The sequence below is a fragment of the Streptomyces sp. NBC_01334 genome (assembly GCF_035983595.1).
Lineage (GTDB): Bacteria > Actinomycetota > Actinomycetes > Streptomycetales > Streptomycetaceae > Streptomyces > Streptomyces coriariae.
Map to the genome: position 1 here is coordinate 4546233 of NZ_CP130718.1, position 24326 is coordinate 4570558.

Below are 24326 nucleotides of genomic sequence, written 5' to 3' on the forward strand. Positions count from 1 at the left end.
AGTCTCTTGACTCAAGTGATCAGATGCCTGGTGGGGGCGGATGGTTGTACGAACGGTGTGAAATTCGTGGAAGAAATCTTCACACCGGCCACGACCCGCCCCCCCAGCCGGTAGCCGCCCGCCCCCGCGGCCGGTCCCGCGTCAGTCGAACCAGCGGTCGCGGGCCAGCTCCGCGGTCCGTGACGGGTCCTCCAGCAGGGCGGCGACCTCGAAGCGGCGCGGCCACTGCCTCGCCGCCCAGGCGAGTCCGGCGGCCACGCCCTCCAGGGTCGCGGCGTGCAGGACGCCGTCGTCGGTCAGCCGCCAGTCGATCTCCACGCCGTCGACGACGAGCTCCTCGTGCTCGACGTACGTGCCGGGCGTGCGCGGCCCGAGCAGCACCCGCACCGGCTCCGGTACGTCGTGCTCGACGCCCTCGGAGTCGACCCGCCCGGTCACGGACTCGCTCAGCCGCCGCACCTGGAACAGCTCGGCCAGCTCGGCGGCCCGGGACGGCCGTACCGGAAGCAGCGGCACGCCCTCGGTGAAGGGCAGCAGATCGGGCGAGTCGACGACGACGGCCTCGGCCGCGTCCACGACCTCGACCCGCCCGTCGACGACCGCCCGCAGCTCGTCCGGGAGAGTCACCTGCTCGGGATCCAGCTCGGCCAACGCACCATAGAGGCCGTGCAGTTGGGAGGCCCCCACGGGGCGTTCCGGGTCGGCGAGGCGGTCCAGGAGTTCGGCGGCGCCGCCGGGCTCCTCGAGCAGCGCGGCCACGGAGGTCCGCACGCCGAGGGCGCGCAGCACCTGCTCGTCGTCGAAGCCGGTGGCGTCGGCCTCTTCGTACAGCCCGTGCAGGAGCGGATCCCCGCCTGCCGCCAGCAGACCGGCCGGTCGGCGGCCGTCGAGCACCGGGTTCCCGCGCAGCCACCAGGCGGTGTACGGCCGGACGACCTCGTGGGTGCCGTCCGGCAGCAGGATCCGGACGGGCTGGGTGAGGGCGTCCCGCAGCGGCGGCCGGGCGAGCAGCGCGAGGGCCTGGGGCCAGCGGTCCTCGTCGACGAGGTCGAGGTCGCGGACGGCGACCAGCTCGGTGGCGACGGGAGGCACCGGGCTGTCGGGGAACCGGTCGAGGATGTCCTCGCACCACACGTCGACGGCGTCCAGCAGGCCCGCGTCGTCGGGTTCGGCGAAGTCCCCTTCGCGGGGCTCCAGTTCGTCCGGGTCGAGGACGACGTCGGTGGCGCGGACGAGCGCGAAGTTCGCGAGGACGCCACAGGCGGCGAGGGGCTGTTCGCCCCACCGGTCCGCCAGTTCGGCGTCGACGAAGGCGAGTTCGCCCTCCCGGACGACGGAGGCGAACGGGCTGCCCGGCAGCACCAGTTCACCGGCGGGGACGAGTTCGCCCTCCTCGTCGGGCAGCGCGAGGGCGCCGAGCCAGGGTTCGTCGCCGGGGTCCAGGCCGGCGTCACGGACCAGCGCGAGCACGGTGTCGGCGAGTTCCTCGGCGTCCGGGGTGTCCTGGTCGTCCCAGGCGCCGCCGTCGTCGTCCAGGGACGCGGCCACGGCGGCCCGCACCTGCGGGGTGGTCAGGACGGCGCGGGGGGTGGCGGGCAGCGCGCCGAGCTTCTCCAGAAGGGGGTGCGCGGCGTCCTGGTGGGCGACCTTGAGGCCGAGGCGGGCGAGGATCTCCGGGTCGGGACCGGCCGCGTCCGCTGTGGGCAGCAGCACCTGGCGGGGACCGATGGTGGTCCGCCCTCCCCCCGTGCCGAAAGCCTGGGAGGTACCCCCGGCAAGGGGCACCGGGAGCCCGGAGAGCCGGTCCGGGTCGACGCCGGCCAGGCTGTCGTAGAGCCGGTACCACCACTGCGGGTCCTTCTCCAGGCCGGCCAGCCGGTCCACCGCGTCGGCGAGCGGGATCCGGGCGACGCCGAGCGTGCGCAGCTCGACGCGCCGCTCCAGCCCGGCGGGCAGCAGGGTGGGCAGCACCTCCGCCAGCACCCGTACGGTGTCGGCGCCGGCGCCCTCGACGACCTCGGCGTCCCGGGGGCGCAGCGCCTCCGGGAGCTCGACCCCGGCGACCCCGTCGACCCCGTCGACCCCGTGGCCTTCCCCGTCCTCGGGGACGGGCCGGACGGCGGGCGGCAGGAACGCGGTCCGCGGCAGCCGCTCCAGGATCGCCTGGCGCAGCGCCCCGTCGAGCTCCCCCTTGCCCAGCGGCCCGGGCACGAGGTCGATGATCCCGGCGCCCACCGGCCGCCAGCCGGCGAGGAGTTCGGCGTACGCGTCGGCCGCGCGCTGCACCAGGTGGTCGGTGAGCGGGCCGGGGGCGGCGTGCCGGCGGGTGGTGTCGAGCGGGAAGGAGGCGATGAGCAGGGCGGGGACGCCGAGGGGCTCGTCGCTGGGGGTGGGGGCGTGCACGACGGGGGTGGTGCGGGGCCGGGCGGGCGAACCGTCGTCGTCGACCGGTACGGCCCAGGTGACCGACCAGTGGGGGCGCAGCCGCTCCTCCACCGGGCGGTCGACGAGGAGGTCGGGCGTGAGGGGGCCGTGCGCGGCGGCGACGCGCCAGCGGGTGGTCCCGTCCCGCGTGTCCGCCACGACGGTGAGGGCGTCGTCGTCGGCGTCGGTGTCCCGGCGCAGGACGCGGGGCGCGTCGTCGCCGATCTCGATCACGACCTCTGCCAGGCCCGGGAGGGCGAGCAGGAGGGCGTCGTCGACGGCGGTGAGAAGGCGTTCGGCGAGGTCGGCGGCCGCGGTGTCCCGCAGCGGCAGGATGACGGCCGTGTCGTACGGGTCGGGGGCGGTGCCCTGGGCGGCGAAGGGCAGCCGGAGCAGGGGCACATGCCCGTCCCGCCGCCGGATCTCGTCGCCGAGCCCCGGGCTGTGCCGGGCGGTGTCGGAGGCGAGCGCGCGGGCCTCGGCCAGGTCCCAGCGGACGCCGCCGTGCCGCCCGACGACGGCGGGCTCGTCGGTGACGGCGAGGACGGCGGCGAAGCCGACACCGAACCGTCCGACGGCCACGGCCGACTGCCGGGCCTCGCGCTTGGCGGAGGCGCGGAGGGTGGCGAGGGACTCCACACCGGCGGCGTCCAGGGGCGCGCCGGTGTTGGCGGCGACGAGGACGCCGTCCCGGAGGGTGAGCCGCAGCCGCCCGGGCACGTCGGCCCTGGCCGCGGCGTCGGCGGCGTTCTGAGCGAGCTCGACGACGAGCCGGTCCCGGTACCCGCCGAGGACCAGGTCCTCCTCGGCGTTGGCGTCCTCCCGGAAACGGGCGGGGCTGGTCGCCCAGGCATCCAGCACTCCGCGACGCAGGCGGGCCGTGCCGAAGGGGTCCGCGCCCTCGGGTGCCGGCCGCACGAACTTGCTCACGTTCACTCTCCTCATCGGCGTGGGCTCGAAGGTACCGCGACCCGAAGCACCGCCAGACCGTCCCGCAAGGCCACACCCGGACCCCGGCCACCCCACATCACAATCACACAACAACTGGCCCCCACCCGCCCCACCACCCCGCCCTACGGCCCCACCCGACCCCCGGGAAAAACGCCGAGAGGCGGCCCCGAGGGCGCGGGGGCGGGCCTGGAGGGGTTGGGGCGGCGAGCCTGGAAAGGCCTGGGGCGGGTGGGCTGGAAGGGGCCGGGGCGGGCCCCAGGAGAGGGACCGGGACGGCCCCAGGAGGGACCGGGCGCGGCCCCGACAGGCGTCCGGGACAACCCGCAGGGCCAGGCGCGGCCCCGGCAGGGGCCCGGGATGGCTCGCAGGGAATCAGGGGGGCCTCCGCAGGGGGTCCGGGACGGCCCCCGCGGAGAACGGCGCGGCCCCGGCGAGGGTCCGGGAGGGCCCCGAGAAGAGTCCGGAACAACCCCGCAGAGCCCGGACGCCGCCCCGGCAGGGGTCCGGGACGGCCCCGCAGGGGTCAGGCGCGCTCCGCCGGGCGTCCGGGATGGACCTGGGTGGGGCCGGGGCTAGGAGTGGCCCAGTTCCGCGGTGTCCTCGTCCGTCTTCTCCGGGACCGAGCCCGAGTCCGCCGCCGGGCGGAGGGGGAACGGGTCGACCCGGGTCTCGTCGATCACCGGCGGAGCGGGCCGCGGGGGCGTCGGCATGACCGCCGCCTCCGAGTGGCCGCCGCAGCCGTACGCCAGGGAGACCACCCGGCCGTCGGCCGGGGAGAACTCGTTGGCGCAGACGCCGAAGGCCTGCCCGAGGGAGCCGCCGATGGGAGTGAGGAAACCGCAGCTCACACAGGACGCGGGGGCCGCCTGGGCCATGGGCGTCTTGGGGCCGAAGCCGTCCTCCCAGCGGTCGGCCGCGGTGTGCAGACCGTAGCGGGAGAGGACCCGGGCGCGACGCAGGCCCAGTTCCTCGGCGACCGCGGCGATGGTGCCCCGGCGCGGAGCCGACGGAAGGGCCGCGGGCGGGGCCGGCGTCACCTCCGCGTCCTCCGCCTCCACCAGCTCGGCCATCTCCTCGGAGAGCGGCGAGTTCGGCGTCGGCTCGTCCGAGTCGAAGTAACCCGGCTGGAGGCGCGGATCGTCCTCACCGGTGTAGCCGGGCTCCAGACGCAGATCCTCCGCGTCCGTGGGGAGGAGGTCGCCGGGGCCCATGTCGCCGGGGCGCAGACGGTCGCTCCACGGAACCCATTCGGGGGCCAGGACCGCGTCCGGGCCGGGCAGCAGGACCACCTCGTCGAGCGTGACGACCTTGGCGCGCGAGGCCCGTGCCACCGTCGCCGCCCAGCGCCAGCCGCGGTAGCCCAGTTCCTTGCACTCGAAGTAGTGGGTGACCACCCGGTCGCCCTCGGAGACCAGCCCCGCATGCTCGCCGACCACGCCGGGGGCGGCTGCCTCCTCGGCTGCGGCGCGTGCGAGGTCGACGGCCTCGGCGCACAGGCGGTCGGGGGTGCGGCTTCGCGTGGTCGCTGCGCTCACAGGTATCGCTTCTCTCCTACGCCGTCTCTCGGTGCGCCGGCCTGAAGGCGGCGGGAGCGGACGGAGCGGCTGGGGGTACCTCCCAGGCTCTTCAAGCACTGGGGGAGTGCCGCGTCGACGTCCGCGCCCGATCGCGCTCGGGCGCACCTGCTGTCATCCATTCTGCGGGATGGCCGGGAGGCGCGCGGCCGAGAACAATCGCCACGGCGCGCTACGCACGCTACCTGCTCGCGGACGCTCGGCCTACACCGACGGGACGTTTCCCGCTCACAGAAGCCGCCGAACCGCCGCCGAACCCTGTCCCGACCGGCCCGGCGCGGCGACGATCACACGCCCATACGCGCGGTAACCGCACTACGTACCGCTTTTCCGGGGCACTATGACGGGGTGGCAGCCGCGAGGACACCCCAGGGCGCCACCGGGATCGGTGCGACGAAGGGGAACAAGGGGAGGAGCCGGGTGAGCGGTTCGGGCCGGATGAGCGGGTCCGTCCGCGCGGTCGGCCGTGCCCTGCACTTCCCGTTCACCGGCACCGCCCGCGGGATCCGGAAGGCCACCCACGCGCACGGCGCCGGCGAGTCCGGCCTCGGCAAGCTGATCGAGCTGCACGGCGTGAACGGCGCCGGCGATGTCATGATCACCATCGCGCTCGCCTCCACCGTGTTCTTCTCGGTGCCCACCGACGAGGCCCGCGGGCGCGTCGCGTTGTACCTCGCCATCACCATGGCCCCCTTCACCGTCCTCGCCCCCGTGATCGGCCCGCTGCTGGACCGGCTCCCGCACGGGCGGCGCGCCGCCATGGCCGGGGCCATGCTCGCCCGCGCGCTCCTCGCGCTCGTGCTGTCCGGGGCCGTCGCCACCGGCAGCATCGAGATGTATCCGGCCGCGCTCGGGGTGCTCGTCTCCTCCAAGGCGTACGGGGTGGTCAGAAGCGCCGTGGTGCCCCGGCTGCTGCCACCCAAGTTCTCCCTGGTCAAGGCGAACTCACGGGTCACCCTCGGCGGCCTCCTCGCCACCGGGATCGCCGCGCCCGTCGGGGCGGGACTGCAGGCCCTCGGGCCGCGCTATCCGCTCTACGGCGCCTTCGTGATCTTCGTGGCCGGTACGTTCCTGTCCTTCTCGCTGCCCCGCAAGGTCGACTCCGCAAAGGGCGAGGCCGTGGCGCTGCTCGCCGCCGACGAACAGCATCTGCACGGCCTGCACCGGCAGCCGGTGAAGCGGCCGGGCCTGAGGACCGTCGGCATCGCCGTCACCCACGCCCTCGGCGCCAACGCGGCCCTGCGCTGGCTGTCGGGGTTCCTGACCTTCTTCCTGGCGTTCCTGCTGCGCGAGCACCCGCTGACCGGGCAGAGCGCGGCCGTGTCGCTGGGCATGGTGGCGGTGTCGGCGGGCGTGGGCAACGCGCTCGGCACGGCGGTGGGGGCGTGGCTGCGTTCCAAGGCCCCGGAGCTGATCATCGTGACGGTCGTCGCCGTGGTGCTGGGCGCGGCGATCACCGCCGCGGTGTTCTTCGGGGCGTTCCTGGTGGCGTGCATGGCGGCCATCGCCGGGTTCTCGCAGGCCCTGGCCAAGCTGTCCCTGGACGCGCTGATCCAACGGGACGTGCCGGAGCTGGTGCGCACCTCGGCGTTCGCCCGTTCGGAGACGCTGCTCCAGGTGTGCTGGGTGTTCGGCGGCGCGGTCGGCATCGTGATGCCGCTGAACGGCACGCTGGGCCTGTCGGTGGCCGCCGCGGTGGTCGCCCTGGGCTGGCTGACGACGGTCCGCGGTCTGCTGTCCTCGGTGCGGCACGGGAGCGGTGCGAAGCCCCGCGTGGCGTAACCGCGTGGCGTAACACACAGCCACGCCGCCCCCCACGTAAAGAGACGGCCGGGCGTGCCCGATAGCCTTCCGCCATGACCACGATGCCCCGCGGCGGAGCCGCTGATGTACCTGGCGTTGCGCGACGCCGCCGCGTCGTCGCCGCCGCCGGCGCCGTTTCCGCCGGACTGCTCGTCCTGTCGGCCTGTGACAAGCCGACGCCGCTGTCCACGATCACCGTCGGCCGCACCTCGGTCAGCGCCGAGGCCACCTGTGGCGGGGAGGGCGACACCCTCCAGGCCGCCGCGCTGACCAAGTGCCTCGCGGACAAGGACATCAAGTCGATCACCGTCGACCCGGACGAGACCGTCCGCTTCGGCGTCGACCCCGATGTGGCCGACAAGCGCTGGACGATCCTGATGAACGGTCAGCCGCTCACCGAGGACAGCGACAAGACCTACCGCACGATCCCGGGCAGCGTGTTCTTCAACGCCCAGTACGGCGCCCAGGGCGACTCCACCCTCGTCTCCATCAAGGCCGGCGACGGGAAGAAGGGCAGCCAGGCGGTGACCGGCCTGTGGTCGTTCAAGCTCAAGAAGGACGACTGACCACGTCCCGCACCCGCGTCCTCGTGGCCACCGCGGTCCCCGCCGAACGGGACGCGGTGGCCCGGGCGCTGCCCGGGCCCGGCCGTGAGGTACGCGTGCCGGGGGTGACCCTGCACCGCGCGGACGAGCCCTACGACCTCCTCGCCGCCGGGGTCGGCCCGGCCCTGGCCGCCGCCTCCGTCTCGGCCGCCCTCACGGCCGCCGCGCTGAGTGGCGACCCCTACGGTCTCGTCGTCTCGGCGGGCATCGCCGGCGGCTTCGCGCCCGCCGCCCCCGTCGGCTCCCTGGTCCTCGCCGACGAGATCACCGCCGCCGACCTGGGCGCCGAGACCGCCGACGGCTTCCTGCCCGTCACCGAGCTGGGCTTCGGCACCGTCACCCACCGTCCGCCGGAGTCCCTCGTACGAGAGACCGCGGCCGCCACCGGGGCCCTGACCGGCGTCGTCCTGACCGTCTCGACGGTCACCGGGACCGCCGCCCGGGCCGCCGCCCTGCGCGCGCTGCACCCGCGCGCCCTCGCCGAGGCGATGGAGGGCTTCGGCGTCGCCGAGGCCGCCGCCGCGCACGGCGTGCCCGTGCTGGAGATCCGCGCGGTCTCCAACCCCGTCGGCCCGCGCGACCGCGACGCCTGGCGCATCGGCGCCGCGCTCGCCGCCCTGACCACGGCCTTCGGGAAGCTCACACCCGTCCTGGAGAGTTGGAACCCGCATGACCGGTGACGATCTGAAGATCGCGTACTCGCCCTGCCCGAACGACACGTTCGTCTTCGACGCCCTCGCCCACGGCCGGGTGCCGGGCGCGCCCGGCTTCGACGTGACGTTCGCGGACATCGACATCACCAACGGCAGGGCCGAGCGCGGTGAGTTCGACGTGCTGAAGGTGTCGTACGCCGTGCTGCCGTACGTCCTCGACGAGTACGCGCTGCTGCCGTGCGGGGGCGCGCTGGGCCGGGGCTGCGGCCCGCTGGTGCTGACGCGGGAGGACGGGAGGACCGGCGGCTCCGACGCTGTCGGCGGTGGGGGACTGACCGGCCGCACGGTCGCCGTGCCCAGCGAGAGGTCGACGGCGTACCTGCTGTTCCGGCTCTGGGCGGCGGAGGAGGTGCCGGGAGGCGTCGGCGAGATCGTCGTCATGCCGTTCCACGAGATCATGCCGGCCGTGCGGGACGGAAAGGTCGACGCGGGGCTGGTGATCCACGAGGCCCGCTTCACCTACCGCGACTACGGCCTGCACAAGCTCGCGGACATGGGCGAGCACTGGGAGTCCACGACCGGCCTGCCGATCCCGCTCGGCGCCATCATCGCCAAGCGCTCACTGGGCACGCAGGCCCTCACCCGGCTCGCCGACTCGATCCGTGCCTCCGTACGCGCCGCCTGGGACGCCCCCGAGGTCTCCCGCCCGTACGTCATGGAACACGCCCAGGAAATGGACCCGTCCGTCGCCGACCAGCACATCGGTCTGTACGTCAACGAGTTCACGGCGGACCTGGGCGAGGACGGCTATGCGGCGGTCAGGGGATTGCTGACGCGCGCGGCGGCCGAGGGGCTGTTGCCGCCCCTCGGCCCGGATGCACTCGATTTCCCGTAACGCCCTCGGCGGATACCGATTTCCCGTCGGCCGGTACCGGTCAGACGTCCAACTGGTCGGCGACCGCGCGCAGCAGTCCGGCAATCTGCTTGCCGGAGGTCTTCTCCGGGTAACGACCCTTCTCGAGCATCGGCGTGATGTTCTCGAGGAGGGTGGTCAAGTCCTGGACGATGGAGGCCAGTTCGTCGGGCTTCTTGCGCTGTGCGGCGGCGACCGAGGGGGTCGGGTCGAGAATCACGACGGAGAGAGCCTGGTCGCCGCGCTGTCCGGCGACGACGCCGAACTCCACTCGCTGGCCCGGCTTCAGTGCCTCGACTCCGGCAGGCAGGACGGAGGAATGGACGAAGACGTCACCGCCGTCGTCACGGGAGAGAAAGCCGAAGCCCTTCTCGCTGTTGAACCACTTGACCTTGCCGGTAGGCACGTCTGTCCTCGTCCTCGTACTCGTCGGAAAGCTGCTTCTCGACACCGAAACAGCTCTGAACGGCTCTGGATAGCACTCGGGCGGGTCGACCACGACCCGCCGGTACCAAGGCTAATGGTCTTCGGGCCGGTGACAAGACGTCCCCCGGTTGTTCCTTCGCGCAGGGAACTACCCTGGTCCGGTGCGTGACAAAACCCAAACGAATTCCGCCGCTCCCGGTGACCGACTGATCCGTGCCGGCGCCATCGTGTTCTTCGTCGGCGCCGTGGCCACTCTGGTCACAGTCGCCCCACTCCTCCTCGATACGACGCCTTTTCCGACCTACATGTTCGGCTTGAGCATGCTCATGGGCGTCGGATTCCTCGTCGCGGGCGCCGGCGTCCTGCAATCGGTCGCCGCGGGCCGGCGTCAGGCGCGGGGCGCCGCGCGGTAGGCCTCGAGGTGACCGGCGAGCCAGGCCGGGAATTCGGTGAGGTCGGCGAGCACGACATCCGCACCGGCCGCCCGCAGTTCCTCCGCACCGATCGGCCCGGTCGGCACGGTCACCGACAGCGCCCCGGCGGCGCGCGCGCCGCGTACGTCGCCCACGTGGTCGCCGACGTAGACGCTCGCGCCGTGCTCGCGCAGCGCCTCCGCCTTCTGTTCGGCCCACAGGTTGCCGATGACCGCGTCGGGACCGAGGCGCAGATGCTCCACCTGGAGCTTGGCGTTGGGCTCGTGCTTGGCCGTGACGACGATCGCCCGCCCGCCGGCCGCCCGCACCGCCGCGATCGACTCACGGGCGCCGGGCAGGGCGGTCGCGCCCGGGACGCCGTGCTCGGGGTACAGCGAGCGGTACAGGTCGGCGACGGCCGCGACCCGCTCCGCCGGGTACCAGTGGGCCAGCTCGGTCTCGGGCGGCGGCCCGAGCCGGGTGACCACCAGATCGGCGTCGATGTACGTCCCCGTCCGCTCGGCGAGCGCCACATAGGTGGCGCGGATACCGGGCCGGGAGTCGATGAGGGTCATGTCGAGGTCGAAGCCGACGGTGATCACGGGTGACGTCATACGGCCCATTCTGCCTGGCCGGTGCACCCTTCCTACCTCGGCTTCTGTGACCGCCAGACCAGGAACAGCGCCGACGCCACGGCCGCGCCCCGGATCACCCACGGCCAGGTCTGGGCGACGGCGTCGTTCATGTGCCCGTCCGCGATGGGGTCGCCCCAGCGCCCCTCGGACCGCCCCCACAGCCAGACGAGCCCGGCCGTGAGCGCGAACCCCGGCAGCCACATGACGGCGAACTTCGTCTCCCGTTCGGTCAGCCGACGCGAGGCGTAGGCGAGGAGCCACCCCAGGATCAGCCCGAACCAGTTCCCGAGCACCGCGCCGACGACGAGACAGCCGGCGGCGACCAGCAGCAGGGGGTTGCTCCAGCGGGCCCGCTCACCGGAGGGCGAGCGCCGAAGGACACGGAACCGACGCCGCCGCGGCCGGCCACCGCCCTCGTCACCCCCCGACTCCTCGTCACCCTCTTCCTCCCGCTCCTCCCGCTCCTCCTCCAGTTTCCTGGGCCGCGGAGGCTTGAGCAGGTCCGGGATCTCCACTCCGCCGACGAACCCCGGCACGTCCTCGCCGATGCCCAGCGGAGTCGGCTCGTTCAGCCACCAGTCGGGCGTCTCGCGGCTGTCGCCCAGCTCGTGCGCGGGGGCGCGGTGCGGCGGGGACGCCACGTCGGAGGGGGTCGCGGGGGGCGGCGCGCCGGTCCGGGGCCGCGGCACGACCCGCCGGATCCCCTTCGGCCGCTCCGGCTCCTCCTCGCGGTCGCGCTGCGCGGGCACGGAGGGCGCCGGCGTCTGCGGCGCGTCGCCGCCCCGGTCGGCCGCGGCCGCGACGATGTCGTCCGGGCTGCCGAGGCGGTCGATGATGCGGCGGACGGCGGCGGGTGAGTCGACGACCGCCTTCGCGCGGCGCCGGTCGATCTCGTTGCGCAGCTCGGAGACGAGCCGCATCCGCGTGGCCGACGACAACTGCCGTTGCTGCGCGACATCCCCGACCCGGCTCAGATACTCGTAGACGACTTGGTCGCTCTCGATCCCCACGGGAAGAAGCTACCGCTTCTCCCCACCCCCACCGCTTCCTCCCGCCCGACACCGCTCCGCATCACCGGCCCGCATCACCCGGCCCGTGGGACGCCGGCGGTCGAGCACCGGTCCGCACCTTCCAGCCCCGCGCGACGTCAGCGGTCGAGTGCCGGTCCAGACCATCCAGCCCGTCCGGCGATCGAGGACAAGGCCCCTTCAGGGCCGAAGCGGGGGTCCGGGGGCGCAGCCCCCGGGGGACGCCAACCGCTACCGTGGGCAAGATGAGCACCGAGGACCAGCGGGCCCCCCGCTCCCTAGCGGCAGCGCTCCGCGCCCGGGACGACGCTTCCCTTGCCGCACTCCTGCGCGCCCGCCCCGACCTCATCACCCCGGTCCCCACCGACCTCACGCAGCTCGCCACCCGCGCCGGCACCCGCGCCTCCGTCGTCCGCGCGCTGGAACGGCTCGACCGGTTCGCCCTCCAGACCGCTGAGGCGCTGGCCGTGGCCGGCGACCCGGCGACGTACGCCGAACTGCTCGGGCTGATGGCCGGCGACGCCCGCGACCAGGCGGTCGTCGACGCCCTGCCGGGCGCCCTGACGGCCCTGCGGGAACAGGCCCTGGTCTGGGGCGACGAAGGCAGCCTCCGTCTCGTCCGCACCGCCCGTGAACTGCTCGCGCCGTCCGCGCAGCACCCGTCCCCGACGGGGCTCGGGCCGAGCGTGCGGGAGGCGACCGCGGGCATGTCACCGGGCCGGATCCAGGAGCTGGTGGTGACGGCCGGGCTGCCGTCCACGCACGACTCGGTGTCCGCCGTCGGCGCGCTCACCGCCCTGTTCACCCACCGCAAGAAGATGACCGCCCTGCTCGCGAAGGCGCCGACCGACTCCGTCGACGTCCTGAAGCGGCTGATGTGGGGGCCGCCGTACGGGCAGGTCACGGCCGATCCGGCGGCGCGACTGCGCTGGCTGCTCGATCGCGGGCTGCTGTTGCCGACGGCGCCCGGGACCGTCGTACTACCGCGCGAGGTCGCCCTGCATCTGCGCGAGGGCCGGGCCCACCGCACGGCCGAACCCGTGCCGCCCACCGTCGAGGCGGTCGCCACGCATCGTCCCCAGGTGGTGGACGCGACGGCGGCCGGGCAGGCGTACACGACGCTGGCGACCGTGGAGGAGCTGCTGAAGGACTGGCACGAGGGCGGCCCCGCGGTCCTTCGGGCCGGCGGGCTGAGCGTGCGCGACCTGAAGCGGACGGCCGTCGCCCTCGACGTGTCCGAGCCGATGGCCGCGTTCTGGGTCGAGCTCGCGTACGCGGCCGGGCTGCTCGCCTCCGACGGGGAGGCCGACGAGCGGTACGCGGCCACCCCGGAGTACGACGAGTGGCTGGAGCGGCCGCCCGCCGACCGGTGGGCGCAGCTCGCGCAGGCGTGGCTGGCGGCGACCCGGACGTCCGGGGTGGTCGGCGGCCGGGACCTCAAGGAGCGGGCCCTGTCCGCGCTGGGGCCGGGCCTGGACCGGTCCGCCGCGCCCGAGGTGCGTCATCGGGTGCTGACCCTGCTGGCCGGGCTGCCCGAGGGGGCCGTCCCGGACCCGGAGGCGGTGCTGGCCCGGCTGCGCTGGGAGCGTCCGCTGCGCGGACCGCAGGGCCAGCAGAGTCCACAAGGTGCGCAGGGACAGCAAGGACCGCAAGGTACGCAGAGCCCTCCGGGCGACGACGACCTGCGCTCCCGGCTGGCCCGCTGGACCCTGACGGAGGCCGAACTCCTGGGCGTGACCGGCCGGGGCGCCCTGTCGGCGCACGGACGGGCCCTGCTGGGGGCAAGGCCCGCGCCCCAACCGCCCACCCCCACCGCCACTGCCGCCCTCACTCCCACCGCGCAGGACGACCCGACCGGGCACGCCCAGGAGCTCGGCCCCGGCGACAAGCTGCCCGCCCCGCACCGCGCGGCCGCCGCCGGACCCCCGGCCACGCCCCTCTCGGCTCCCGAGCAGGCCGTGGCCACCGCGGCCGCCGCCCGTCTGCTCGCCCCGCTGCTCCCCGAGCCCCTGGACCACGTCCTGCTCCAGGCCGACCTGACCGCGGTCGCCCCCGGCCCGCTGCGGCGCCCGCTGGCCGACGTGCTGAGCGTCCTCGCGGACGTCGAGTCCAAGGGCGGCGCGACCGTCTACCGCTTCACCCCCGGCTCGGTGCGCCGCGCCCTGGACGCCGGCCGCAGCGCCTCCGACCTGCACGCCTTCCTCGCCGAGCACTCCCGTACGCCGGTGCCGCAGCCGCTGGCGTACCTGATCGACGACGTGGCCCGCCGGCACGGCCATCTGCGGGTGGGCGCGGCCTCGGCCTACGTCCGCTGCGACGACGACGCCCTGCTGAACGAGATCCTCGCCGACAAGCGCGCCGCCGCCCTGCGCCTGCGCCGCCTCGCCCCGACGGTGCTCGCGACCCAGGCCGACCCGGCGACCCTCCTCGAGGGCCTGCGCGCGATGGGCTTCGCGCCCGCCGCCGAGTCGGCCGAGGGGGACGTCCTGATCACCCGCGCCCACGCCCACCGCACCCCGCCCCGCACGGCTCCCGACCCGGTGCCGGACGGTCCGCCGGTACCCGACACCACGCTGCTCACCGCGGCGATCCGCGCGATCAGGGCCGGCGACCTGGCCGCCACGACCCCCCGCAAACCGACGGAGGACGCCGCCCCGCTCGCCCCCGGTGAACTCCCCCGGACCAGCTCCGCCGAGACCCTCGCCACCATGCAGGCCGCCGTCCTCACCGGCGAGGCCCTGTGGGTCGGCTACGTCAACGCCGAGGGCACCGCCAGCCAGCGCGTCATCGCCCCGGTCCGGGTGGAGGGCGGCTTCGTGACGGCGTACGACCACACGGCGGACGAGGTCCGCACCTACCCGCTGCACCGCATCACAGGCGTCGCGGAACTGGCCGACGACTGACCCAGGCAGGCCCGCCCCCTGGCCAGAAGCCGCCAGGCACGAGGCCGTCGGGCCAGAAGCGCCCGATCGATTGTCGACGGGCCGGAGCCCGGCCGGTCAGCACTCTCCGACGGAGGCGTCCGCAGGAAGGCCGAAGTGGGCGCGGGCCGCGGCCTCCAGGGCGTGGGGCGAGATCGGGTCCTGGAGGGAGGACCGGGTGAAGACCCCGAAGTGGGACTCCGTCCACCGCCCGTACCCTTCGCCGTCCGGCGGCTCCTCCCGGGCGACGACCCGGTAGCCCCCGGCGGCCGCCTCGTCCCGCTCCAGCCGCACCACCTGCGGATACTGTCCGGCCCCGCACTCGACGAGGCTGTCGTCCTGCACGCCGTACTCGACGCACAGCGTGTTGACGCCGGCCCGGACCACGCCCGCGTGCTCCTCCAGTTCGAGCGCCTTCGCCTCGCAGAACCAGCGCGCCTCGAGCGCGGGCACGGTCTCGCCGTAGCCGCTCCCCCGCGACTCCGCCGCGATCCTGGCCTCGATCACCGGCCGTACCTCGCTCCACAGCCGCCCGTCGATGTCCGCGGGCCACATCACCCAGGTACCCGTGGCCGCCAGCACCGCCGCGGCTCCCACGCCGACCGCACCTCTGCGGAACGACAGGACCGACATACCGTGACTCCCCACCGCGTCGCGCCCATCGCGCTGCTCCCCCGGTCAGACCCACGAACGCAGGTCAGGGTTGCGCAGGGCCGCCGGGAAGAAGCGGGCCACCGCTACGGCGCGCCGTACGGCACACTGGAGGTTTGGCCCGTGCGGAAGGGATGGCGTACGTGAACGGACCGCTGATCGTCCAGTCGGACAAGACTCTGCTCCTGGAGGTCGACCATGAGCAGGCGGACGACTGCCGTCGCGCCATCGCGCCGTTCGCGGAGCTGGAGCGGGCGCCGGAGCACATCCACACCTACCGGCTGACCCCGCTGGGCCTGTGGAACGCGCGGGCCGCGGGCCACGACGCCGAACAGGTCGTGGACGCGCTCGTGCAGTACAGCCGCTACCCGGTGCCGCACGCGCTGCTCGTCGACATCGCCGAGACGATGGACCGCTACGGCCGTCTGACCCTGAGCAAGCACCCGGCGCACGGGCTCGTGCTCACCACCACCGACCGGCCGGTGTTGGAGGAGATCCTGCGCTCCAAGCGGGTCGCTCCGCTGGTCGGCGTGCGGATCGACCCGGACAGCGTCGCCGTGCACCCCTCCGAGCGCGGGCAGATCAAGCAGACACTGCTGAAGCTGGGCTGGCCGGCCGAGGACCTCGCCGGGTACGTCGACGGCGAGGCGCACCCGATCGAGCTGGACGAGGACGGCTGGGCGCTGCGGCCCTACCAGAAGCAGGCGGTGGAGAACTTCTGGCACGGCGGCAGCGGGGTCGTGGTGCTGCCGTGCGGTGCGGGCAAGACCCTCGTCGGCGCCGGGGCGATGGCCCAGGCGAAGTCGACCACGCTGATCCTCGTCACGAACACCGTCTCCGCGCGGCAGTGGAAGCACGAGCTGGTGAAGCGGACGTCGCTGACCGAGGAGGAGATCGGCGAGTACAGCGGGACGCGCAAGGAGATCCGGCCGGTCACGATCGCCACGTACCAGGTGCTGACGACCCGGCGGAAGGGCGTCTACCCGCACCTGGAGCTGTTCGACTCCCGGGACTGGGGGCTCATCCTCTACGACGAGGTGCATCTGCTGCCGGCGCCGGTCTTCAAGTTCACGGCGGACCTCCAGGCGCGCCGCCGCCTCGGGCTGACCGCTACCCTCGTCCGCGAGGACGGCCGTGAGTCGGACGTGTTCTCCCTGATCGGTCCGAAGCGGTTCGACGCGCCGTGGAAGGAGATCGAGGCGCAGGGCTACATCGCGCCCGCCGACTGCGTCGAGGTCCGGGTCAACCTGACGGACTCCGAGCGGCTGGCGTACGCGACCGCCGAGGCGGAGGAGAAGTACCGCTTCTGCGCGACGACGGCGACGAAGCGGAAGGTGACGGAGGCGCTCGTCCGCCGCTTCGCGGGACAGCAGATCCTGGTCATCGGCCAGTACATCGACCAGCTGGACGAGCTGGGCGAGCACCTGAACGCCCCCGTGATCAAGGGCGAGACCTCCAACGCCCAGCGCGAGAAGCTCTTCGACGCCTTCCGGGAGGGCGAGATCAGCGTGCTGGTGGTGTCCAAGGTCGCGAACTTCTCGATCGACCTGCCGGAGGCGACGGTCGCCATCCAGGTCTCGGGCACCTTCGGCTCCCGCCAGGAGGAGGCCCAGCGTCTGGGCCGTGTCCTGCGCCCCAAGGCGGACGGCCACCAGGCCCACTTCTACTCGGTGGTGGCACGGGACACCCTCGACCAGGACTTCGCCGCGCACCGCCAGCGCTTCCTGGCGGAACAGGGCTACGCGTACCGGATCATGGACGCGGACGAGCTGCTCGCGGGTGAGGCCTGAGTCACCTGCGGCGGCGGACGCCCGCTTCCTCGCCGTACTCGCCCAGGATGATCACGTCGAAGGCGGCGCCCGCGAAGACCTTCACGGCGCGCAGGGCGTCGCCGAGGCGGTGGCGGTGGATGTCGGACAGGGAGGTCGCGCCGGACGGGCGACCGGGGGCCGGGGTCAGGGTCGCTGCACTCATGTCTCCATGATGGGCTCCGGGGCATAAAGCGGGCATCGGTCCCAGGTCCCCGTTCGGCCTACTCCTCGGGTACACCTGCGGGCGGGGTCTCCCCTACGGGACGGAGGGCCGTCGGGTGGGGGTGCGGAGCGGTTCCGTGGGCTCGGGCAGGGGTCCCACGGGGGTGCGGCCGCTCCCGTCGAGGGCCCTGCCGGGTCCCGTCGAAGGCGTGGCCGGGTCCCATCGGTGCGCGGTCGGACAAATTCGTTGGCACGCTCCTGCGCCGTTCACCTACAATCTCCGCTCTCACCCGCCTCCCTTCCCGGAGTGCCGCCGTCCGGACGGAAACCGGACGGCCTCACCGCAGCGCCCCCCTCAGCCGGTCCGGAGGCACCCCCTTGTCCACGCCGTCCACGCCGTCCACGCCGTCCACACCTGTCGACGACGATCCGCTCGCCCGCGAACGCGCCCACCTCTCCTCCTCCCGGGGTGCCCTGCGTGCCATGCGCGAGGACGCCGAGTCCCTCGACATCAGCGACGTCACCGCGAACTGGGTCAACGCCCAGATCCTGGAGCGCCAGATCGGAGAGCGGATCAAGGCGCTCGCCGACCTCAGTGACACCCCGCTGTTCTTCGGCCGGCTCGACTACCTGCACGCTCCCGGCGCCGAGCGGGCGGAGGGCGCGGAGGGAGAGCAGTTCTACATCGGGCGTCGGCATGTGCACGACGGCGACGGCGACCCGATGGTCATCGACTGGCGTGCGCCGGTGTCGCAGCCGTTCTACCGGGCCTCGAAGAAGGATCCGATGGACGTCGGGCTGCGCCGCCGCTTCGGCTACACCGGCGGCGACCTCACCGCCTACGAGGACGAGCACCTGTCCGACCCGGCGGAGGCGGCACGGACCAGCAAGCTGCTCCAGCGGGAGATCGAGCGGCCCCGTGTAGGACCGATGCGGGACATCGTCGCCACCATCCAGCCCGAGCAGGACGAGATCGTGCGCAGCGGGCTGGGCGGCACGGTCTGTGTCCAGGGAGGGCCGGGGACCGGTAAGACGGCCGTCGGTCTGCACCGGGTGGCGTATCTGCTGTACGCCCACCGCGAGCGGCTCGCCCGCACCGGCACGCTGGTCATCGGACCGAACCGGTCCTTCCTCCACTACATCGAGCAGGTGCTGCCCGCACTGGGCGAGTTGGCGGTGCGCCAGGGCACGGTCGACGACCTGGTGGCCCATGTGGAGGTGCGGGGCACGGACGACGCGGCGGCGGCGGTCGTCAAGGGTGACGCGAGGATGGCGGAGGTGCTGCGGCGGGCCGTGTACTCGCACGTCAGCATGCCGAGCGAACCGCTCGTCGTCGTGCGCGGCTCGCGGCGGTGGCGGCTGCCGGCGTACGAACTCGAGGAGATGGTCCGGGAGTTGCTGGACCGGGACATCCGCTACGGCGCCGCCCGCGAGGCTCTGCCGCAGCGCATCGCGCACGCCGTCCTGGTGCAGATGGAACGTTCCGGAGAGGCCCCGGACGACCGGGTGCAGGACGCCGTCGCCCGCAACAGCGCGGTGAAGGCGGCCGTGAAGGAGGTCTGGCCGGCCGTCGATCCGGCGAAGCTGGTGCTGCGGCTGCTCACGGACGCGGACTTCCTCGCCGAGCACGCGAAGGGCCTGCTGAGCGAGGACGAGCAGAAGACGATCCTGTGGGCACTGCCGGGCTCCGGCAGGAGGCCGGCCCGGTCCGTGAAGGCGGCCGGATGGTCGGCGGCGGACGCGGTGCTGATCGACGAGGCGACCGACGTCGTCGAGCGCACCCCCTCCCTCGGCCATGTGGTCCTGGACGAGGCGCAGGACCTGTCCCCCATGCAGTACCGGGCCGTCGGCCGCCGCTGCACGACGGGTTCGGCGACCGTGCTGGGCGACCTGGCGCAGGGCACCACCCCGTGGGCGACCCGGAGCTGGCAGGAGGCCCTCGGTCACCTGGGCAAGGCGGACGCGGTGATCGAGGAACTGACGGCCGGTTTCCGCGTGCCGACGGACGTCATCACCTACGCGTCCCGCCTGCTGCCGCACATCGCGCCGGGCCTGACACCCGTCGCCTCGGTCCGCGAGAACCCCGGCTTCTTCGACCTCCGCCCGATCGCCGGCACCGCCGAAACCGTCGCGGCCTGCGAGGAGTTGCTGCGCAACGAGGGCTCGACGGGCCTGATCGCGGCCGACGCCCGGATCCCGGCCCTGGCCGAAGCGCTGACCGCGTCGGGCATCGGCCACCTGGCCCCCGGCGAGGAGACCACGGCCGAGACCCGCCTCACCCTGGTCCCGGCCTCCCTGGCCAAGGGCCTGGAGTACGACTACGTCGTCCTGGACGAACCCCAGGCGGTGGTCGACGGCGAACCGGACGAGCGGACCGGCCTGCGGCGGCTGTACGTGGCGCTGACCCGAGCGGTATCGGGCCTGATCGTGACCCACACGGCCCCACTGCCACCCCAGCTCACCTGACCGACCCGGGGCCGGATCCCGGCACCACGGCCCCACCGCCGATCGGACCGGGACCGGCGCCCGGACCCACGCGGCCCCGCCGCCGACCCGCCCGACCGGACCGGACCGGGACCGGGGTCTGATCGTGGCGGGCATGGCCTCTGCGTCGGATCCGTTCGGCCGACCGGCCCCGGCACCGACGCCGGGCGGGCCCGGCCCGCCCGACCGGCTCGCCCTACGCGTTCGGCTCGCCGTCCACCGCTCGTCGCCACTCCCTCACGGCCTCCGCCGACACGGGCCCGGTCCAGCCGTCCGGTCGGGCCGCGCCGCCGATGTGGAAGGCGTCGACGCCGGCGGCCCTCAGCACCGGCACATGGTCGAGGCGCAGCCCGCCGCCGACGAGGAGCTGCTGCTCATAGCCCTGCTCCCCCTGCCGTGCAGCCTCCGCGAGCAGGGTGGGCAGGCCGGTGTCGACGCCGGGGGCGGAACCGGCCGTGAGGTAGGTGTCCAGTCCGGGCAGACCGTCCAGCTGCTTGCGCAGGGCGTCGCGGTCGGCAGCGTGGTCGACGGCGCGGTGGAAGGTCCAGCGGCAGCCGTCCAGCTCGGCGACGACCCGCTCCACCGCGGCCAGGTCCACCCCGCCCTCCGCGTCGAGGAATCCGAGCACGAACTCGTCCGCGCCGGCCGCCCGCAGCTCGCCGGCGACCCGTACCAGGGAGTCGATCTCCTCGGCGGCTCCCGCCGCGAAGCCTTCGGAGCGTCTGAGCATCACGCGCAGGGAGAGGTCGACGGCGGCCCGGATCCCGGCGAAGACCGCGACCGGCGGGGTGAGCCCGTCGGCGGCCATGTCGGTGACCAGCTCGAGGCGGTCCGCGCCTCCGGTCCGGGCGGCGACGGCGTCCTCGACGTCGAGGGCGATCACCTCCAGAACTGCACGCTTGCTCATGGCACCCCATTCGTCTGCTTCGTCTGTTTCATCGGCTGCATCGGCTGCATCGGCTGCATCGGCTGCATTCGACTTCGTCGGCTTCATCGGGCGACTACAGGTCTAGTCCAATTCAAGAATACGCCGGAGAACCCCGTCCGTACGCGCGACAATGGGGCCATGGCCGATCTCGACGCCCTGCGCACCCGTTTCAGCCACACCCTGGACAGGACCCGGGGCCCGGCCGGTGGCCCGGACCCGGAGCCGTACGCCGACGACCTCCTCGCCCGCTGGCAGGAGCCGCAGCGCCGCTACCACACGCTCACGCACCTCACCGAGGTCCTCGACCGCGTCGACATCCTCGCCGAGCACGCCGCCGACCCGGACGTCGTCCGGCTGGCCGCCTGGTTCCACGACGCCGTCTATCTGCCCGACCGGTCCGAGAACGAGGAGCGCTCCGCCCGCCTCGCCGAGCGCGCGCTGCCCGAGGCGGGCGTGTCGCCGGAGCGGACCGCCGAGGTCGCGAGGCTCGTCCGGCTCACCGTCACCCACGATCCGGCCGACGACGACCTCGACGGCCAGGTCCTGAGCGACGCCGACCTCGCGATCCTCGCCGCGCCGCCGACCGCGTACGCCGCCTACACCGCCGCCGTCCGCGAGGAGTACCACTTCGTCCCCAGCGACGCCTTCCGGGCCGGCCGGGCGGACATCCTGCGCCAACTCCTCGACCTGCCCCGGCTGTTCAGGACGCCGTACGCGAGCGAGCGGTGGGAGGCCACGGCCCGCTACAACCTGCGGGGCGAACTGGAACTGCTCACCTCGTGACCACCCCGCGCATCCCGGCCGAACGCCTCACCCTCGAAGGCGTCACACCCAGCGCCGCCGCCGGACTGCGGGCGGGCGGCGGCGGAGGCTTCGTGTGGCTCGACGGCGGACCGTTCGAGGGGACGCGGGACGCCGCGGGAATGATGGTGCGGGCGTATGTGTCCGGCGTGCACCGGCCGGAGTTCGGCATGTACGTCCTCGTGCGGCGGGCGGACGGCCGGGCCGTCGGCAGCATGTGCTTCCACACGGCTCCGGACGAGGACGGCCGCACCGAGATCGGCTACGACCTGGTCGAGGCCGCCCGCGGCCACGGCTACGCGACCGAGGCCCTGCGCGCGCTGGCCGGCTGGGCGCTGGCACGGGACGACGTCCGGCGCCTGTTCGCGGTCGTCGGGCACGCCAACGCCCCCTCTCGGGGCGTGCTGGAACGGGCCGGGTTCGTCAAGGTCGCCGCGGGCGACGTGGAGGACGCGTACGAGCTGCGCGGGCCGGAGCACCTGCCGTAGGACACCCCGCACCGCCCGCCCTGCGCCCCGACCCCTACGTCCCGGCGATCACGTCCCGGCGCCCTTGCGTCTGCGCAGGCCGGCCGCCGTCAGCAGGCGCACCACCTCGCGGCTGCTCACCTCGACCGCACCGGCCGCCACCACCTCGGCGTAGCGGTGCGACGGGATGTCGTAGTGATCGCGCTCGAAGGCGCGCCGCGGGATGCCCAACCCCTCGGCGAAGACGTGCAGTTCGCCGTACGAGACATCGCTCACGAGGTGGGACCACATACGGCCGTGGCCCGGCCAGTCCGGCGGGTCGATGTAGACGGTCACGAGACACTCACGAGGACGGGTCGCCTCCCAGGGCCGGGCCCAGCGAGCCCACCGAAGCGACCTTCACGCCCGCCTTGTGGCACACCCAGTGCGGATCGGGACCGAGTTCGGGCTCGACCTCGAGGGCGTGCGGGTCGCCCGAGCCGCAGACCGGGCAGATCGGCCAGCGCCCGTACCGCTCCAGCAGCGCGTCCTGCACGTCCTGCGCCACCAGTCCCGCCACGTACGCCACGCCGTCCGGCCACTGCTCGACCCACCAGCGCCGCTGCACGACGGAGTCCTCGACCAGCGACACCACATCCGCCGCGGCGACCTCGCCCGAGGCCAGATCGGCCAGCACGAGGGCGCGTGCCGTGTGCAACGCCTGTTCCAGGGGGCTGATGGGATCCATGCACCCATTGTGCGCACTCTTGACCCCGAGCCCGAACAGAAAATAGCTTTCAGAGGTGACCAAGGTAGTGAAGGAAACCTTCAGTCCCGATCCTTCCGCCCTCGCAGCCAAGGTCCGCACCCTGACGCCCTCCCTGACCCGCTCCATACGGCGTGTCGCCGAAGCCGTCGCGAACGACCCGGCGGGCTGCGCCGCCCTCACCGTCACCGGCCTCGCCGAACTCACCGGCACCAGCGAGGCGACCGTCGTGCGTACCGCCCGCCTGCTCGGCTACCCCGGCTACCGTGATCTGCGGCTCGCCCTCGCCGGGCTGGCGGCGCAGCAGCGGTCCGGGCGGGCGCCCGCCATCACCACCGACATCGCGGTCGACGATCCGCTGGCGGACGTGGTCGCCAAGCTCGCCCACGACGAGCGGCAGACCCTCGCCGACACCGCCGCCGCGCTCGACACCGGCCAGCTCGAGGCGGCCGTCACCGCCGCGGCGGCCGCGCGGCGCATCGACGTGTACGGCGTCGGGGCGTCCGGGCTCGTCGCCCAGGACCTCACCCAGAAGCTGCTGCGGATCGGGCTCATCGCGCACGCCCACAGCGACACCCACCTCGCGGTGACGAACGCGGTCCAGCTGGCCTCCGGTGACCTCGCGATCGCCATCACGCACTCCGGCGCTACGCGGGACGTCATCGAACCGCTGCGGGTGGCGTTCGAGCACGGGGCCACCACCGTCGCCCTCACCGGACGGCCGAAGAGCGCGGTGACGCAGTACGCCGATCATGTGCTGGCCACGTCGACCGCGCGGGAGAGCGAGCTGCGCCCGGCGGCGATGTCGTCCCGCACGAGCCAGCTGCTGGTGGTGGACTGCCTGTTCGTGGGGGTGGCCCAGCGGACCTACGCGACGGCAGGGCCGGCGTTGGCCGCGTCGTACGAGGCGTTGGCCCACCGGCACCGGTAGACCGTGGAGGTGCAGACAGTTGTCCCGACCCGCACCGGAAAGAGCTCTCCCCGATGACCTCCCAGCCCGACCCCAGTGAGCTGCGCGCCGCGCTCGAATCCCTCACCACCGAGGCGTTCCGCCCCGACCTCGCCGAGATCGACCGGCTTCCCACCCTCGACATCGCCCACCTCATGAACGGGGAGGACGCCGACGTCCCCGCCGCGGTCGGTGTACGGCTTCCGCAGATCGCCGCCGTCATCGACGCGGTCGCCGCACGCATGGCACGCGGCGGCCGGCTGGTCTACGCCGGTGCCGGTACCGCCGGGCGGCTCGGAGTCCTCGACGCCTCCGAGTGCCCGCCGACCTTCAACACCGCGCCCGGCCAGGTCGTCGGACTGATCGCGGGCGGCCCGCCGGCCGTGGTCACCTCCGTCGAGGGCGCCGAGGACTCCCAGGAGCTCGCCGAAGCGGATCTGGCCGCCCTCGCGCTCACCCCCGACGACACCGTGATCGGCGTCTCCGCCTCCGGTCGCACCCCGTACGCCGTCGGCGCCGTGCGGTACGCGCGGGCCCGGGGCGCCCTGACCGTCGGGCTGGCCTGCAACCCGGGCAGCGCGCTGGCCGCCGCCGCCGAGCACGGGATCGAGGTGGTCGTGGGGCCGGAGCTGCTCACCGGCTCCACCCGGCTGAAGGCGGGCACGGCCCAGAAGCTGGTCCTGAACATGATCTCGACGATCACGATGATCCGGCTGGGCAAGACGTACGGGAACCTGATGGTCGACGTCCGTGCCTCGAACGAGAAGCTGCGCGCCCGTTCCCGGCGGATCGTGGCGCTGGCGACCGGGGCGGACGAACCGGAGATCGAGGCCGCCCTCGCGGCCACCGACGGCGAGGTGAAGAACGCGATCCTCGCCCTGCTGGCCGGGGTGGACGGGCCGGCGGCCGCCCGCCTTCTGGAGGAGTCCGGGGGACATCTGCGCGCCGCGCTCGGTGCGGCGCGCGGCTGAGCCGCACGCTC

Annotated in this window: 21 protein-coding genes and 1 pseudogene; 12 read left to right on the forward strand and 10 right to left on the reverse strand. The window is 73.9% G+C overall.

Annotated elements, in window-relative coordinates; all coding sequences use genetic code 11:
• Nucleotides 1–141: 141 nt before the first annotated feature.
• The gene (locus OG736_RS20245) at nucleotides 142–3354 is read right to left on the reverse strand and encodes a sacsin N-terminal ATP-binding-like domain-containing protein (RefSeq protein WP_327183707.1); all 3213 of its coding nucleotides are present in this window, start codon (nucleotides 3352–3354) and stop codon (nucleotides 142–144) included.
• A gap of 593 nt (nucleotides 3355–3947) precedes the next feature.
• Nucleotides 3948–4910, reverse strand: a complete 963-nt coding sequence (locus OG736_RS20250; RefSeq protein ID WP_057600797.1) for a DUF3027 domain-containing protein — start codon at nucleotides 4908–4910, stop codon at nucleotides 3948–3950.
• Between the two features lie 387 nt (nucleotides 4911–5297).
• Here OG736_RS20250 and OG736_RS20255 point away from each other — a divergent pair, with 387 nt between their 5' ends.
• From OG736_RS20255 to OG736_RS20270, 4 genes are all read left to right on the forward strand, one after another.
• The gene (locus tag OG736_RS20255; RefSeq protein ID WP_327183708.1) at nucleotides 5298–6731 is read left to right on the forward strand and encodes an MFS transporter; all 1434 of its coding nucleotides are present in this window, start codon (nucleotides 5298–5300) and stop codon (nucleotides 6729–6731) included.
• A gap of 74 nt (nucleotides 6732–6805) precedes the next feature.
• A complete protein-coding gene (locus tag OG736_RS20260) occupies nucleotides 6806–7318 on the forward strand; it encodes a DUF2771 domain-containing protein (protein WP_327183709.1) in 513 nt (170 codons plus the stop codon).
• On the forward strand, nucleotides 7288–8037 hold the full coding sequence (locus tag OG736_RS20265) for a futalosine hydrolase (RefSeq protein WP_327183710.1): 750 nt from the start codon (nucleotides 7288–7290) through the stop codon (nucleotides 8035–8037). The genes OG736_RS20260 and OG736_RS20265 overlap by 31 nt, the downstream gene beginning before the upstream one ends.
• Entirely contained in the window at nucleotides 8027–8905 is an 879-nt protein-coding gene (locus OG736_RS20270) for a 1,4-dihydroxy-6-naphtoate synthase (protein WP_327183712.1), read from the forward strand. Before OG736_RS20265 ends, OG736_RS20270 begins: the two co-directional genes overlap by 11 nt.
• A gap of 40 nt (nucleotides 8906–8945) precedes the next feature.
• Here OG736_RS20270 and OG736_RS20275 read toward each other — a convergent pair whose 3' ends face one another.
• On the reverse strand, nucleotides 8946–9329 hold the full coding sequence (locus OG736_RS20275) for a cold-shock protein (RefSeq protein ID WP_020130260.1): 384 nt from the start codon (nucleotides 9327–9329) through the stop codon (nucleotides 8946–8948).
• A 181-nt stretch (nucleotides 9330–9510) separates the two neighbouring features.
• Here OG736_RS20275 and OG736_RS20280 point away from each other — a divergent pair, with 181 nt between their 5' ends.
• A complete protein-coding gene (locus OG736_RS20280) occupies nucleotides 9511–9762 on the forward strand; it encodes a hypothetical protein (RefSeq protein ID WP_020130261.1) in 252 nt (83 codons plus the stop codon).
• Here the strand turns inward: OG736_RS20280 and OG736_RS20285 are convergent.
• Together OG736_RS20285 and OG736_RS20290 are read right to left on the reverse strand one after the other, a co-directional pair.
• A complete protein-coding gene (locus OG736_RS20285) occupies nucleotides 9738–10385 on the reverse strand; it encodes an HAD family hydrolase (RefSeq protein WP_327183714.1) in 648 nt (215 codons plus the stop codon). The genes OG736_RS20280 and OG736_RS20285 overlap by 25 nt on opposite strands.
• 23 nt (nucleotides 10386–10408) lie before the next feature.
• Nucleotides 10409–11407: a hypothetical protein gene (locus OG736_RS20290; RefSeq protein WP_327183715.1), complete on the reverse strand. Its 999-nt coding sequence runs from the start codon at nucleotides 11405–11407 to the stop codon at nucleotides 10409–10411.
• Between the two features lie 263 nt (nucleotides 11408–11670).
• On the opposite strand from OG736_RS20290, the gene OG736_RS20295 reads away from it, so the two are divergent.
• On the forward strand, nucleotides 11671–14328 hold the full coding sequence (locus tag OG736_RS20295; protein WP_327183716.1) for a helicase-associated domain-containing protein: 2658 nt from the start codon (nucleotides 11671–11673) through the stop codon (nucleotides 14326–14328).
• Nucleotides 14329–14424: 96 nt separating this feature from the next.
• Here OG736_RS20295 and OG736_RS20300 read toward each other — a convergent pair whose 3' ends face one another.
• On the reverse strand, nucleotides 14425–14979 hold the full coding sequence (locus OG736_RS20300; protein WP_327183717.1) for a hypothetical protein: 555 nt from the start codon (nucleotides 14977–14979) through the stop codon (nucleotides 14425–14427).
• Between the two features lie 161 nt (nucleotides 14980–15140).
• Between OG736_RS20300 and OG736_RS20305 the strand changes: the two genes are divergently transcribed.
• Nucleotides 15141–16787: a DNA repair helicase XPB gene (locus OG736_RS20305; protein WP_057601091.1), complete on the forward strand. Its 1647-nt coding sequence runs from the start codon at nucleotides 15141–15143 to the stop codon at nucleotides 16785–16787.
• Nucleotide 16788: 1 nt separating this feature from the next.
• Here OG736_RS20305 and OG736_RS20310 read toward each other — a convergent pair whose 3' ends face one another.
• Entirely contained in the window at nucleotides 16789–16971 is a 183-nt protein-coding gene (locus tag OG736_RS20310) for a hypothetical protein (RefSeq protein WP_020130267.1), read from the reverse strand.
• Between the two features lie 377 nt (nucleotides 16972–17348).
• Here OG736_RS20310 and OG736_RS20315 point away from each other — a divergent pair, with 377 nt between their 5' ends.
• Complete coding sequence (locus OG736_RS20315) at nucleotides 17349–19436, forward strand: HelD family protein (protein WP_327183718.1); 2088 nt, start codon at nucleotides 17349–17351, stop codon at nucleotides 19434–19436.
• A gap of 214 nt (nucleotides 19437–19650) precedes the next feature.
• On the opposite strand, the gene OG736_RS20320 is transcribed toward OG736_RS20315, so the two are convergent.
• Entirely contained in the window at nucleotides 19651–20361 is a 711-nt protein-coding gene (locus OG736_RS20320) for a copper homeostasis protein CutC (RefSeq protein ID WP_327183719.1), read from the reverse strand.
• A gap of 159 nt (nucleotides 20362–20520) precedes the next feature.
• Between OG736_RS20320 and OG736_RS20325 the strand changes: the two genes are divergently transcribed.
• Both OG736_RS20325 and OG736_RS20330 read left to right on the forward strand, forming a co-directional pair.
• Nucleotides 20521–21165, forward strand: a complete 645-nt coding sequence (locus tag OG736_RS20325) for an HD domain-containing protein (RefSeq protein WP_327183720.1) — start codon at nucleotides 20521–20523, stop codon at nucleotides 21163–21165.
• An 11-nt stretch (nucleotides 21166–21176) separates the two neighbouring features.
• Nucleotides 21177–21671: pseudogene (locus OG736_RS20330) on the forward strand (GNAT family N-acetyltransferase); the annotation flags it as partial.
• Nucleotides 21672–21719: 48 nt separating this feature from the next.
• Here OG736_RS20330 and OG736_RS20335 read toward each other — a convergent pair.
• A complete protein-coding gene (locus OG736_RS20335; protein ID WP_327183721.1) occupies nucleotides 21720–21986 on the reverse strand; it encodes a DUF4031 domain-containing protein in 267 nt (88 codons plus the stop codon).
• A gap of 7 nt (nucleotides 21987–21993) precedes the next feature.
• Nucleotides 21994–22377, reverse strand: a complete 384-nt coding sequence (locus tag OG736_RS20340) for a DUF8819 family protein (protein WP_267022497.1) — start codon at nucleotides 22375–22377, stop codon at nucleotides 21994–21996.
• A gap of 55 nt (nucleotides 22378–22432) precedes the next feature.
• Between OG736_RS20340 and OG736_RS20345 the strand changes: the two genes are divergently transcribed.
• Entirely contained in the window at nucleotides 22433–23326 is an 894-nt protein-coding gene (locus tag OG736_RS20345) for a MurR/RpiR family transcriptional regulator (protein ID WP_327183722.1), read from the forward strand.
• A 53-nt stretch (nucleotides 23327–23379) separates the two neighbouring features.
• Nucleotides 23380–24315 carry an N-acetylmuramic acid 6-phosphate etherase gene (murQ, locus tag OG736_RS20350; RefSeq protein WP_327183723.1) on the forward strand — a complete coding sequence of 312 codons (936 nt, stop codon included), beginning with the start codon at nucleotides 23380–23382 and terminating at the stop codon, nucleotides 24313–24315.
• The last annotated feature ends 11 nt before the right edge of the window (nucleotides 24316–24326 follow it).